Genomic DNA, 12,364 nt, shown 5'->3' with positions numbered 1-12,364 from the left:
GCAAAAAACAGTGCGCAATCAGGATCAACCCCGAAATTCAGGAGTCCGAAACATTGCACCGGTATTAGGTATGCGCCTTAAATGCGTTGTAGCCCTCGCGACGTTTTTCGTCAATCGCGGTCGCAAAAAATGGCGGTAATGAACGGGGCAACGTGATGCACGATGGCAGGGCTGTGCGCCGCTTCGACCGCGGCTTGCACTTTCGGCGTCGAGCCCCATACCACCGCGCCGTACGCGTTTTGGGAAAGGCGCTTGCCGCTGCCTTTGCGAAAGATCGGATCGCCCTCGTAATAGCCGACGATTGCAAATACGTGATAGCCAAACGCTTGCAAATCCACGCCTCGTATCGGATTGAAAGCGTTGATCGAATTCGATTCGACGCGCGAAGGCTGCGGCTCGATCAGCCCGTCGCCGATCAGCTTGCCGATGAAGGTGTGCGCGGAAACATTACAAGTTAGTGGATCGTCGAGCGAAGCAGCGTGACTGGCAACGGGCAGGATAGCGGCGCATGCCGCAACCGAGGCGGCCACAAGCGTTGTTTTCATGGGAGCAGACGGCGTCGATTCGATTCGGGCCCGATGGTTCAATCTCGACGGATGAGGCACATATGATGCGCGGCATGCGATGCGCGGCGGATAGTACAACTTCGATGTGCTACCGCGTTCATCTCGACCGGCTCGCACTTTACCGCCTTTTGCAGCTGCACGCCGATGAAGCCGGCAATCAGGCGCAACCGGAATACGTCGAGTTCAGCGCATTCTGTCTCAAAACCGTATATATTTCCGGGGATGAACGAACACGCAACGACAACCGCTCGCCATCTTCCGCCAATTGCTCCCCCACGTACGTGGGATGCACGCCTTGCACGCTGGCTGGTTACGCCGCTCAAGAACACGCGCATCGTACCCAACCATTTGACGACGCTGCGTCTGATAACGGGGCTCGCAGGCGCGGCGTGCCTGGCCGAAGGCGGCTTTACGTGGAGCAACATCGGGGCGCTGTTCATCGTGCTTTCGAACTTCATCGACCATACCGACGGCGAGCTCGCGCGCATCAGCGGCAAGTCGAGCAAGCTCGGCCATTGCTACGACCTCGCGAGCGATGCGCTGGTGACCGTGGCGCTTTTCGTTTCGATGGGCCTGGGCCTCACAGCCCAGGGCGCGTCGACGTTCGCGCCGCCGGTTTTGCTGGGCACCGTTGCCGGTTTCGCCGTGGCACTGATCTTTTATCTGCGCATGCGGATTGAATCGATCGCGGGCAAAGTCGGCACGCGCCAGGCGTTTGCGGCCGGCTTCGAAACCGAAGACGTGCTGTATCTGCTGCCGCTCGTCACGCTCCTGCACGGCGTCGGTCCGTTTGTCGTGACGGCATCGATTGGCGCTCCGCTTTTTGCCGTGTGGGTAGCCTTCGATTATTGGCGCATCGTGCGCCGGACGCGTCCTGCGCAGCAAGCTGCCGAACTGCGGATGTCTCGATGATCGGGCAAGCGCCTGAGCGCGACATGTTCGCAGGCTACGAAGCGCCCCCGAGCGGGAGCATGCCTGCCGCATCCGATTCGCTCGACGCCAAGATCGCCGCGCGCGTTGCCAGCCTCGATCCGGCGCAGTTCGCAAGCACGTTTGCTCGTCAAGGGGCGTTTCTTTATCTCGACGATGTCCTGCCTCGCGACGTCACCGCGCAACTCGCCGATCTTGCGCGCACGCTGATGCCCGCGGTCAATCGCAACTATTTGCCGGGCCATAAGCAAGGCGGCAGCGTGAGCCGCCATGCGATCGACAAGCTCGCGCCTTTGATTAGCGAGCTATATCGGTCGCGCGCGCTCGTGCGCTGGCTTCAAGCGATTGTGGGCGAAACGCTTCTGCTCTCGCCCGAGGACGATCCTCACGCCTATGCGCTCTATTACTACACGCGACCAGGCGACCATATCGGCTGGCATTACGACACCTCTTACTACGACGGCCGCCGCTATACGCTTTTGCTCGGCGTAATCGACGATTCGTCATGCCGGCTCGATTACGAACTGCATACACGCACCGCGGGCATAACCCCCGAGGCCGGCTCGATTCAGTACGCACCGGGCGCGATCGTATTGTTCGACGGCGACAAGCTGCGGCATCGAATCACACCGCTTGGCCCGAACGAAATGCGGGTCTCGCTGACCTTTGAATATGTCACCAATGCGCATATGCGACCATGGCGGCGTTTTATCTCGAACATGAAAGACGCGGTTGCTTATTTCGGCTTTCGACAAGTGTTCGGCAAGCTCGCGGCGCGCAGCCGTGCACCACGGAAAGCGATATGACGCGCGCGGCTACTGCGGTCTTACTGTCGCTCGGTACAGCGGTCTTTGTTGCGCTGCTTGCATGGCAGGGTGTCGGTGCCGTTGCGAGTGCGCTGGCCGCGGCAGGATGGGGCCTGGCGCTCGTCGCCGCGTTTCATGTCGTGCCGCTCTTGATCGACGCCGCGGCGATTCGCGTGCTGTTCGCACGCCACTCACGTTTTGTCGATGCCGTCTGCTCGCGCTGGGTCGGCGAGTCCGTCAATAGTTTGCTGCCGGCCGGGCAACTCGGTGGTCCCGTGTTGGTGGCGCGCCACCTCTCGCAACGCGGCATTCCAATGCCGCGCGCAGCGGCCGCGATCACGGTCAGCACAACCATGCAAGCGCTCGCGCAGATCGTCTTCGCACTGCTCGGCCTCGCGGCTTTTGCGGCAGTAGCCAGCGCGCGGCCGGGAGACACCGCACACGGTGTGCAGGTCGCGGCGCTCGTGGGAAGCACGGTGCTCGGGCTCGCCATCGTGGCGTTTTGTATCGCGCAGCGACGCGGCCTGTTCGGCGGTTTCGTCCGTATCGCGTCAAAAGTATTCGGCAAGCGCGACGCGAGCGCGCTGACCGCGCGTGCCGACGCGATCGACAATCATGTTCGCCGGCTTTATTGCCAACGCGGCCGCGTCGGGGCAACGTTCGCTTTGAGCCTCGTCGGGTGGATCGTCGGCACCGGCGAAGTGTGGCTCGCGCTCTATTTTCTCGGCCATCCGGTCAGTTGGCTCGCTGCATTGCTGCTCGAAAGCGCAGGCCAAGCCATCCGTGGTGCCGCGTTTGCCATTCCCGGCTCGCTCGGCGCACAAGAGGGGGGCTATCTGCTGCTGGCACCGCTCGTCGGTCTGCCGCCCGATGCCGGCCTGGCGCTTTCGCTCGCCAAGCGGGCGCGCGAGTTGGCGTTGGGCCTGCCGGGCATTGCATATCTGCATTGGAGCGAGCGCAGATGGCGGCGTCGAGCGAACCGGTCGCGAGGCAATGCGGCATTCGAGCTTTCAGGCCGCCGGCAGCGCGGGCATATTGTTTAGCAATGTGTGTTGCCAGCCGCGGCACCTTTTCCCTTGCAAGGAGCCTCAACGATGCGAGCGGTCATTCTCGCCGCGGGTCTCGGGCTGCGCCTGCAGCTTCCGCCCGAACAACAATTTCCGAAATGCCTGCTGCGCTTTGACGGCATCACGCTGCTCGAGCGCCATTTGCGTGCGTTGCGCGCGGCGGGCGTAACCGACATCGTCCTCGCGCTCGGATTCGAGCCTCAACAAGTGCAAGCCGAGCTTGCGCGCATCGACTGGCAGCCACTGCCCGAGATCGTGATCAATCCCCGCTACGACCTCGGCAGCGTGCTCACCGTGCATACGGTGGCCGATGCGTTGACGCGCGGTGGCGATGTGTTGCTGATGGATGCCGACGTGCTCTATGACGAAGCCCTTATTCGCACGCTCGTGGCGGGCCCAAGTACCAACCGTTTGCTGCTCGATCGCGGCTTCGAAGCGGGTGACGAACCGGTCAAACTGTGCGTGCGTAGCGGGGTGCCCGTCGAGTTGCGCAAGCAGCTAGCGGTGGACCTTTCGTATGACACCATCGGCGAGTCGATCGGTTTTTTTCGATTCCGCCAGGAAACGGCGCAACGGCTTGCGCAAATCGTTGCGCGCTATGTCGACGAGGGCCGCTCGAATATGCCGCATGAGGAAGCCGTGCGCGATCTGCTGCTCGAAGGGCAACACGCCTTCGAAGTGGCCGACGTAACCGGCACGCCCTGGATCGAAATTGATTTCCCTAACGATGTGCAGCGCGCCGCCGATCAAATATTGCCGCGCTTGACCTTTGCTCATGGAGTGCTGCGATGAATGCAAGCGACCCGATCATTTCCCCGCGCTCTCGCTTTACGCGGTTGCGCGACATGCTCGTCAGCGCCGAGCTGGAATTCCTGATGGAAGCGCATAACGGCTTGTCTGCGCGCATCGTGCGCGAAGCGGGCTTCAAAGGCATTTGGGCCTCGGGGCTCGCTATTTCCGCGCAATTTGGCGTACGTGACAACAACGAGGCGAGTTGGACGCAGGTCGTCGACACACTCGAATTCATGGCCGATGCGAGCGATCTGCCGATCCTGCTCGATGGCGATACGGGCTACGGAAATTTCAATAACGTGCGTCGGCTCGTGCGCAAACTCGAACAGCGCGGCATTGCCGGCGTATGCATCGAGGACAAGCAATTTCCGAAGACGAACAGTTTCATCGGCGGCGAGCGTCAACCGCTTGCCGACATGGACGAGTTCTGCGGGAAGATCAAAGCAGGAAAAGATTCGCAGTCCGAAGCAGATTTTGTGGTTGTCGCGCGCGTCGAGGCGTTGATCGCGGGCTGGGGCATGGACGAGGCGCTGACACGCGCCGAAGCTTATCGTCAGGCAGGGGCAGACGCGATTCTGATTCACAGCAAGCTGTCGCGTCCCGACGAAATTCTGAGTTTCGCGCGCGAGTGGGCCGGCCGCGCGCCGCTCGTGATCGTGCCGACGAAGTACTACAGCACACCCACCGAAGTCTTCCGCAAAGCGGGCATCAGCACCGTCATCTGGGCCAATCATCTGGTTCGCGCCGCGGCTTCGTCGATGCAAGCCGTTGCTCGCGAGATTCACAGCAGCGAGACACTCGTCAACGTCGAGGAACGCATCGCCACTGTCGACGAGATTTTTCGGCTTCAAGATGCCGATGAGTATTCGACGGCCGAACGGCTTTACCTCTCGTCCGCGCGCCGTTCGAGCAGTGCCGTCGTGCTGGCCGCCAGCCGCGGCTCAGGGCTCGAGGCCGTGACGGCGGACCGGCCAAAAGTCATGCTGCCGGTGGCCGGCAAGCCCCTTTTGCGTTGGCTAGTCGATGCGTTCAAGCAGCAAGGCGTCAACGACATTACCGTCGTCGGCGGTTATCGTGCCGATGCAATCGACACAGCCGGCATCCGGCTCGTCGTGAACGACCGGCACGTGCAAACGGGCGAACTCGCATCGCTCGCCTGTGCAATCGATTCGCTCACAGGCGACGCGATCATCTCCTACGGCGACTTGCTGTTTCGCCACTACATCTTGCGCGACCTCGTCGAAAGCGAAGCACCATTCACGGTGGTGGTCGATTCATCGCTGACACATCCCTCGAATCAGAGCGTGCGCGATTTTGCGTGCTGTTCGGCATCTGACGATCGGGCGCTATTCGGCCGCAAAACGCTGCTCGAGCGCATCCGCAGCGACTCGCGTATCGACGCGCCTGCGCAAGGCCGATGGATAGGACTCCTAAGTGTGCGCGGCGCGGGTTGTGCGCGCTTGAAGGCGATGCTCGACGAACTCCGTCTGCAGCCCGACTTCGACACACTCGACATGCCCGCGCTGATCAACGCGCTCATCGATGCGGGCGAACGCATCGAGGTGCAATACGTGCACGGGCATTGGTGCGGCGTCAACGACCTCGAAGACTTCCGCCGCGCAGGCGACTTCGCTCATGCTCAAGCGCCTTTCGCGCTGCCGGGTAACGGCAGGACAGACACGCAATGATCGAGGCCGCTCAGTTTGTCGATGCGGCGCGCTGTCACGGGTTCAGTTGGTATGCCGGCGTGCCCTGCTCTTTTCTCACGCCGTTCATCAACTATGTCTTGCAAGACCCGGCGCTGCATTACGTGAGCGCAGCGAATGAAGGCGATGCAGTTGCGTTTATCGCTGGCGTCGCGCTCGGCGCGCGCAACGGCGCGCGCGGTGTCACGATGATGCAAAATTCCGGGCTCGGCAACGCGGTGAGCCCACTAACGTCGCTGACATGGACATTCCGCCTGCCGCAATTGTTGATCGTCACGTGGCGCGGCGAACCGGGCGTGGCCGACGAGCCGCAGCATGCGTTGATGGGGCCGATCACACCGGCTTTGCTCGAAACCATGGAAATTCCATGGGAACCGTTTCCGCGCGAGGCGGATGCAATCGAGCCTGCGCTCACGCGTGCGGTTGCCCACATGGACAGCACCGGCCGGCCTTATGCACTCGTCATGCAAAAAGGCAGCGTGGCGCCCTATCCGCTGAAAAACGTGACGGCAGCACCAGCGGCCGCGTGTACGCCTGCTGCGAAATGGCATGGCGTGCCGGCCGACGCGCTGCCTTCGCGCGAACACTCGCTGCGGCGCGTCATCGAACTGACGCCGCCGGCATCGACGGTCGTGCTCGCGTCGACGGGATATTGCGGACGCGAGCTTTATGCGCTTGCCGATCGGCCGAATCAGCTTTACATGGTCGGATCGATGGGCTGCGTCACGCCACTCGCGCTGGGCCTTTCGCTCGCGCGGCCCGATCTGCGCGTCGTCGCACTCGACGGCGACGGTGCCGCACTGATGCGCATGGGCGTGTTTGCAACGCTTGGCGCTTACGGTCGCGGCAATCTCTTTCATTTGTTGCTCGATAACGGCGCACACGAGTCGACGGGCGCACAGGCCACCGTGTCGCCGCACGTATCGTTCGCCGGCGTCGCCGCCGCCTGCGGCTATGCATCGGCGATCGAAGGCGACGAAATTGGCATCATCGACGAATTGCTTGGCGCGGCTGAGCACAGCGGGTCGGTCGACGGTCCGCATTTCGCGCGTTTGACGATTCGGCGCGGCACGCCCGACGGCCTGCCGCGCCCGACCATTTCCCCGACCGAGGTGAAAACGCGGTTGATGCGCCATCTCGGTACCGAACCAGGAGTTGTGTGATGCTGCTGCTCAATCCCGGCCCCGTTACGCTGACTGAGCGCGTACGCAATAGTTTGTTGCAGACCGACCTGTGCCACCGCGAAAGCGAGTTCTACGACTTGCAGGACGAAGCGCGCGCGCGCCTGCTCGATGTTTATGCGCTCGATGCCGCGCAATGGTCAGCAGTCCTAATGACCGGTTCCGGGACGGCTGCGGTGGAGAGCATGATTGCGGCGCTCGTGCCGCAGAACGGCAAAGTGCTCGTCGTGCAAAACGGCATCTATGGCGAGCGTATCGTTAGCATTGCTAAACAATATGGCATCGCTCACGAAGCACTCGTGCATGACTGGATGGCGGCGCCGGAGCTCGATCGTATTGCAGCGAGGCTTCAGGACGACACGTCGTTTTCGCATGTAGCCGTCGTTCACCACGAGACAACGACGGGGCGCCTGAACGACCTCGCAGCGCTCGGTCGACTTTGCCGCGAACGCGGCGTGCGCCTGCTTGTCGACACGGTCAGCAGTTTTGGTGCTGAAGCGATCGATTTTGCCGACGGGGCGATCGCGGCCGTCGCTGCGACAGCGAACAAGTGCTTGCACGGCGTGCCTGGCGCCGCGTTCGTCGTTGCTCGCCGCGACGCGCTCGACGAGGCGGTCAGCCGCACTTACTATCTCGATCTTGCACGGCTTGCGCGGCTTCAGGCGCAGCGTAATACGCCGTTTACGCCTGCTGTGCACGCCTATTACGCACTCGTCGAAGCGCTGCGCGAATTCAACGATGAAGGCGGATGGCAAGCGCGCCATGCGCGTTATGCGGCGCTCGCTGAGCAAGTACGGGAGGGGCTTGCCGCGCTCGGGATTCGCGCGGTGTTGCCGCCCGAACAATCGTCAGTGGTGTTGCGCGCTTACGAGTTGCCCGGTGCGATGACGTACGAGCAATTGCACGATGCGCTAAAAGCGCGCGGGTTCGTGATCTACGCGGGGCAAGGAGGATTGTCCAGCCGCTTGTTTCGTATTTCGACAATGGGTGCAATTCAGGCGGCGGATATCGATCGCCTTTTGCGAGAGATCGGTGAAGTGACGCGGTAGTGGTGTCGTGTTGTCGATTCCACTACGCGCCGCATTGCACTGGATATCGCTCAAGGCCGCCAGCGATAAACGACGACGTTGGACTCGTTGTAGTTATCCTTGGTGATCAGATATTCCCCGTTCGTTCGCCGGTAGGCTCGCAAACCGTACATCGAATCGACGTCGTTGCCGACTTCGATCTTGCCTTCGCTGCTATTGATCAACGTCTCTACATGATTGCCGCCGCTCAGGCTGAATATGTCGATGTTCGGCACCGTATGAACATAGCCGACAAAGAGGTAGTCTCCGGCGGCCGCGATCGACTTGGCGCTGGCGTTGTCGAGCTCGATGACCGGATTCGGCGCATCCGTGTTCCCGGCACGCCAACCGTGGAAGATCGAGATGCGCGTATTCATCTGCGTCCAGTCGAGCAGACTGCCGCTTCCCTGCGCAAGGATCATCGTGTCGCTCTCGGGCAAATAGACCATCCGCACGACTGGGCGAACGTTGGCCGGAATTGGGGTGATGTCGGGCGAGCCCCACCTCGGCTTGCCATCCGCGTCGAAGCCGCGCAGCGGGTAATGGGAGATCGCATTGGTCTTGTCCAGCACTGCCCATACGTCCCCTTTGCTGTCCAAGCAAAAGCCGCCGGTAACTTGGAGAACGGTATCGAACAACGCGCCCGGCAACGAGCCGTCCGGTACGGCGATATAACCGTGCGCCGCGTTGAAATGAAAGAAATGGAACGTTCTGGGGTTCTGATCTGTTGCTACCAGAATCAGATTTCCCCCCACGCGGGCCACTTGGCCAAAATGCTCCCCGCGTTGTACGGGGTCCAGGCGCGGGTCGGAGGGAAACTCGAACGGATCGACCGTGTTGGCAAACAAGATCCCGCCCGCGGTGCCGCGATAGATGTTCGTGCCGCTATAGAAATCGGTACCATCGTTACCTGGGTCCGGCGCCGCAACGGCTTCGAAATTCAACGAATGCAGGTTCCATCGTAGTCGGCCGGTCCCGTCATACGCATAGATATCGGTCCCCCCCGTGCGGGCGAGATCCCATCCCCTGCCCCACGGGTTGTTGAGAACATAGAGATTGCCGGCTGCATCGCGTCCGATGCCTACAATGCGCGTGAAGCGCTTATCGCTCGTTTGCCCTTTGATGCCTGTCGTTGTATCGAGGTAGCCGCCCCGCACACCGAATGAACCCGCGAGTCGGGGATGCCCGCCAGAAAACGCATATTGCTTGATATTCAAGTCCGGGCCTTCATCGCCGACAAGCAGCTGATTCTCCGCCGCATCCCAATAGAGCGCCGAGGGCCGAGACCCTTCTGGCATACGTATGGTCTTCATTTGGCGCCCGGACGCGCTGAACTCGACGATTTCACCCTCGTCTTTTCGTGCGACCCAAACGTTGCCGCGGGCGTCGGCTGCCAGCGCACCTGGGTCACTGACGTTAATATCGTGTTGCCATATTCCGTCGGTGGTATAGATACGGACGCGACTGCCGGGAAAATCGCTCGCATAGACTAACGAATTCGACGTGGCGAGACCGGTGATCCGGTCCGCATGCACGCCGACGCTCGCATTGCTGACTTGAAAAAACCGGTCGCGCACGCCCGTTTTGCGATCGTAGCGCCCCACCGCTCCACTGCCGCCGCGCGCACTCGACTGCACTTCGGCAAAGATCGAAGTGGCATTGCCCGTTATCGCCCCGCCTTGAACCTCGCTGTGATGACCGATCGATCCGACCGTTTTACCGTCGCGGTAGATGCCGATTCCACCTGCGCTCTCATCCCACATCGAAGCTGTATAGACCGTGCCCTCGGGGGCGACCCACATCGAGCGCGCAGCGTTGCCGACATGACCGGCAAGCGAGCCGTAAGAATTTGCCAGCCAGTCGGTGGTATATCCTGCGCTACACGATGGGGCAGCAATCGCGATGATGACGCCGAAGAGCGCCATCCGAATCTTTGTCTTGAGCATATGCGTCGTTTTCTATGATGCGGAGCGGGTAGGCTCCACATCATATCGATGAGAATTTCTTCAAAAATCCTCAGAATTAAAACGACGATTCTTTGCTCGAGGCAGGACGATCGATTTCATCAAGACAAGGCCCTGCGGCGAAAGCATGACGATGCACGCTGGCCTTACCGTGTCACAGGCCTACAGGCGACCGCGATCATCAAGAATGAACCGCCCCGGATTTGGTGGAGGCTCCAACTCTTGAGACAATGGAGCTATGAACAAGTCGAACAAGTTTTCTGCTGAAGTGCGCGAACGTGCTGTGCGCATGGTGCAAGAGCATCGGGGCGAGTATCCCTCGCAGTGGGCCGCGATTGAATCCATCGCACCCAAGATCGGCTGTACGAGCCAGACGCTGTTGGGATGGGTCAAGCGAGAAGAAGTCGATAGCGGTGAACGTGAGGGCGTCACCACGTCGGAACGTGAGCGCCTCAAGGCACTGGAGCGTGAGGTTAAGGAACTGCGCCGTGCCAATGAAATCCTGAAGCTGGCGAGCGCATTTTTCGCCCAGGCGGAGCTCGACCGCCGTCTGAAGTCCTGAAGGCCTTCGTCGATCAGCATCGCGATACCTTCGGGGTCGAGCCGATCTGCAAGGTTTTGCAGATTGCCCCGTCGGGCTACCGGCGCCACGCTGCGCAGCTGCGCGATCCGTCGCGCCGCTGCGCCCGTGCGATACGCGATGAACGTCTGCGGTCCGAGATCAAGCGTGTCTGGCAGGCCAACATGCAAGTCTATGGTGCGGATAAAGTCTGGAAGCAGATGAACCGGGAGCGCATCGAGGTAGCGCGTTGCACCGTCGAACGGCTGATGAAGCAACTGGGTTTGCGCGGCGTGATGCGTGGCAAGCGTGTTCGCACGACCACGCCCGACGCCACAGCTCCTCGTCCGCTGGATCGGGTCAATCGCCAGTTCAAGGCTGACCGGCCGAACCAGCTCTGGGTTTCGGACTTCACCTACGTTTCGACGTGGCAGGGCTGGCTTTATGTGGCCTTCGTGATCGACGTGTTCGCCCGTCGCATCGTCGGCTGGCGCGTCAGCTCCTCGATGACTACAGACTTCGTCTTGGACGCACTTGAACAGGCGCTTTACGCGCGGCGACCTGGCGGCGACGGAACGCTGATACACCACTCGGATAGAGGGTCCCAATACGTGAGCATTCGCTACAGCGAGCGGTTGGCCGAAGCGGGCATCGAACCATCGGTCGGCAGCCGAGGCGACAGCTACGACAACGCGCTGGCCGAAACGATCAACGGCTTGTACAAGGCTGAACTGATTCATCGGCGCACCTGGAAAACGCGGGAGTCCGTCGAACTGGCAACGCTGGAATGGGTCGCCTGGTTCAATCACCATCGGCTGATGGAACCTCTCGGCTATATCCCGCCCGCTGAAGCTGAGGCAAACTACCATCGGCAACTTGAAATACCTGCCGCTGAGCCAGCATTAACTTAAACCAACCAGCCTCCACGATTCCCGGGGCGGTTCAAATCGATCAAGCGGACAGCTGCATGCGGACGCTTGGCTTGGGACAATTTCACGAGTTTCTCGGCAAGTGCCATGATCGGCCCGGCGCGATGATCAGCCTCCAACGACGTAGCTGCGCCTTCAACTCGCTCGAACAATCCCAGCATGGCCTGTCTTGATCCGCGGAAATCACGGACAAGCGCTGAAAGTACGTCCGACGCGTGTTCGTCGTACAACTCGCCAGCCTGCTCGATCACACGATCGACCACACTCAATCGCTCATCCTTGGGAAGACTACTGACTTGGCTTGCGAGTGCGGTCAGCGGAGCGACCCGATGCTTGGCTAATAGCCTGTCAATTGCATTAGCGACACTTCTGAATGCCGCGTCACGGGCCCCGCTCGGCACTTCCGGTAACGCACTTATTTGCTTGGCAAGACATTCGAGCGGATGCCACCGATCCTGCCTAGGCAACTGGTAAATTGCACCGAGAACATCATTGAAAGCCGTGATCTGTTCAGACTCGGGTCGACGGCCGACATTGCGCGCCTGCATGGTTAGCCGAAGTTGCTGCTGCGGCGCAGACAGTTCGGGGCCTGCGCCGTCGGCCTTGCGAAACAACGCCCTCGTGTAGGGCAAGCGGGCCAACTGCCCCAGCGCATCCAGCATCATCGGCGAGGGCGGAGCAAATCTAGGATCCGGTCGTCCGGCCCGAGGCGGGGCATCGCTTTCGGGCGACAAATAATGAAAAGAACCTGCTGGCCTGATGCGGTCGGGGAACATCGGATTCGGCACTGACATGAA

General features: G+C 61.0%; 11 protein-coding genes and 1 other annotated feature. Of the genes, 8 read left to right on the top strand and 3 right to left on the bottom strand.

All coding sequences use genetic code 11. The features are described from left to right. Positions 1 to 110 precede the first annotated feature (110 nt). Positions 111 to 545, bottom strand: coding sequence for a hypothetical protein (locus ACSQ20_RS26180; protein WP_436025656.1), 435 nt, complete (start codon positions 543 to 545; stop codon positions 111 to 113). Between the two features lie 243 nt (positions 546 to 788). Here ACSQ20_RS26180 and ACSQ20_RS26175 point away from each other — a divergent pair, with 243 nt between their 5' ends. From ACSQ20_RS26175 to ACSQ20_RS26145, 7 genes are read left to right on the top strand one after another with little or no spacing between them, the layout of a single operon-like run. After that, entirely contained in the window at positions 789 to 1,478 is a 690-nt protein-coding gene (locus ACSQ20_RS26175; protein ID WP_436025654.1) for a CDP-alcohol phosphatidyltransferase family protein, read from the top strand. Positions 1,479 to 1,537: 59 nt separating this feature from the next. After that, entirely contained in the window at positions 1,538 to 2,302 is a 765-nt protein-coding gene (locus ACSQ20_RS26170) for a HalD/BesD family halogenase (RefSeq protein WP_436025919.1), read from the top strand. Then, positions 2,299 to 3,345 (top strand): flippase-like domain-containing protein, encoded by a 1,047-nt coding sequence (locus ACSQ20_RS26165; protein WP_436025652.1) that lies wholly within the window; start codon positions 2,299 to 2,301, stop codon positions 3,343 to 3,345. Before ACSQ20_RS26170 ends, ACSQ20_RS26165 begins: the two co-directional genes overlap by 4 nt. A 51-nt stretch (positions 3,346 to 3,396) precedes the next feature. After that, entirely contained in the window at positions 3,397 to 4,161 is a 765-nt protein-coding gene (locus ACSQ20_RS26160) for an NTP transferase domain-containing protein (protein WP_436025650.1), read from the top strand. Further along, complete coding sequence (aepX, locus tag ACSQ20_RS26155; RefSeq protein ID WP_436025648.1) at positions 4,158 to 5,849, top strand: phosphoenolpyruvate mutase; 1,692 nt, start codon at positions 4,158 to 4,160, stop codon at positions 5,847 to 5,849. The genes ACSQ20_RS26160 and aepX overlap by 4 nt, the downstream gene beginning before the upstream one ends. After that, positions 5,846 to 7,030 carry a phosphonopyruvate decarboxylase gene (aepY, locus tag ACSQ20_RS26150; protein ID WP_436025646.1) on the top strand — a complete coding sequence of 395 codons (1,185 nt, stop codon included), beginning with the start codon at positions 5,846 to 5,848 and terminating at the stop codon, positions 7,028 to 7,030. The genes aepX and aepY overlap by 4 nt, the downstream gene beginning before the upstream one ends. After that, positions 7,030 to 8,097: a 2-aminoethylphosphonate aminotransferase gene (locus ACSQ20_RS26145; protein ID WP_436025644.1), complete on the top strand. Its 1,068-nt coding sequence runs from the start codon at positions 7,030 to 7,032 to the stop codon at positions 8,095 to 8,097. Before aepY ends, ACSQ20_RS26145 begins: the two co-directional genes overlap by 1 nt. Before the next feature lie 50 nt (positions 8,098 to 8,147). On the opposite strand, the gene ACSQ20_RS26140 is transcribed toward ACSQ20_RS26145, so the two are convergent. Continuing rightward, entirely contained in the window at positions 8,148 to 10,061 is a 1,914-nt protein-coding gene (locus ACSQ20_RS26140) for an SMP-30/gluconolactonase/LRE family protein (RefSeq protein ID WP_436025642.1), read from the bottom strand. Positions 10,062 to 10,317: 256 nt separating this feature from the next. Between ACSQ20_RS26140 and ACSQ20_RS26135 the strand changes: the two genes are divergently transcribed. Then, positions 10,318 to 11,549, top strand: a protein-coding gene (locus tag ACSQ20_RS26135) for an IS3 family transposase (RefSeq protein ID WP_436025640.1) whose coding sequence is annotated in 2 segments (ribosomal slippage) — positions 10,318 to 10,606 and positions 10,606 to 11,549 — 1,233 coding nt in all. Because the reading frame shifts where the segments join, the coding sequence is not laid out codon by codon here. Further along, positions 10,596 to 10,712 (top strand) — a sequence feature (AL1L pseudoknot). (Overlaps the previous gene by 117 nt.) Here the strand turns inward: ACSQ20_RS26135 and ACSQ20_RS26130 are convergent. After that, the gene (locus ACSQ20_RS26130; RefSeq protein ID WP_436025638.1) at positions 11,546 to 12,232 is read right to left on the bottom strand and encodes a hypothetical protein; all 687 of its coding nucleotides are present in this window, start codon (positions 12,230 to 12,232) and stop codon (positions 11,546 to 11,548) included. The genes ACSQ20_RS26135 and ACSQ20_RS26130 overlap by 4 nt on opposite strands. Positions 12,233 to 12,364: the final 132 nt, after the last annotated feature.

The sequence above is a fragment of the Trinickia sp. LjRoot230 genome (assembly GCF_964253315.1).
Classification (GTDB): Bacteria; Pseudomonadota; Gammaproteobacteria; order Burkholderiales; family Burkholderiaceae; genus Trinickia.
Note: the sequence above shows the minus strand (reverse complement) of the source record. Positions and strands in the feature narration are given on the sequence as shown.

Excerpts from the sequence above, each read along its gene's own strand:
- ACSQ20_RS26165 (WP_436025652.1), top strand. The coding sequence starts at position 2,299 with ATGACGCGCGCGGCTACTGCGGTCTTACTGTCGCTCGGTACAGCGGTC.
- ACSQ20_RS26145 (WP_436025644.1), top strand. The coding sequence starts at position 7,030 with ATGCTGCTGCTCAATCCCGGCCCCGTTACGCTGACTGAGCGCGTACGC.
- ACSQ20_RS26170 (WP_436025919.1), top strand. The coding sequence starts at position 1,538 with ATGCCTGCCGCATCCGATTCGCTCGACGCCAAGATCGCCGCGCGCGTT.
- ACSQ20_RS26160 (WP_436025650.1), top strand. The coding sequence starts at position 3,397 with ATGCGAGCGGTCATTCTCGCCGCGGGTCTCGGGCTGCGCCTGCAGCTT.
- ACSQ20_RS26140 (WP_436025642.1), bottom strand. The coding sequence starts at position 10,061 with ATGCTCAAGACAAAGATTCGGATGGCGCTCTTCGGCGTCATCATCGCG.
- ACSQ20_RS26130 (WP_436025638.1), bottom strand. The coding sequence starts at position 12,232 with ATGATGCTGGATGCGCTGGGGCAGTTGGCCCGCTTGCCCTACACGAGG.
- ACSQ20_RS26180 (WP_436025656.1), bottom strand. The coding sequence starts at position 545 with ATGAAAACAACGCTTGTGGCCGCCTCGGTTGCGGCATGCGCCGCTATC.
- ACSQ20_RS26175 (WP_436025654.1), top strand. The coding sequence starts at position 789 with ATGAACGAACACGCAACGACAACCGCTCGCCATCTTCCGCCAATTGCT.
- aepY (WP_436025646.1), top strand. The coding sequence starts at position 5,846 with ATGATCGAGGCCGCTCAGTTTGTCGATGCGGCGCGCTGTCACGGGTTC.
- aepX (WP_436025648.1), top strand. The coding sequence starts at position 4,158 with ATGAATGCAAGCGACCCGATCATTTCCCCGCGCTCTCGCTTTACGCGG.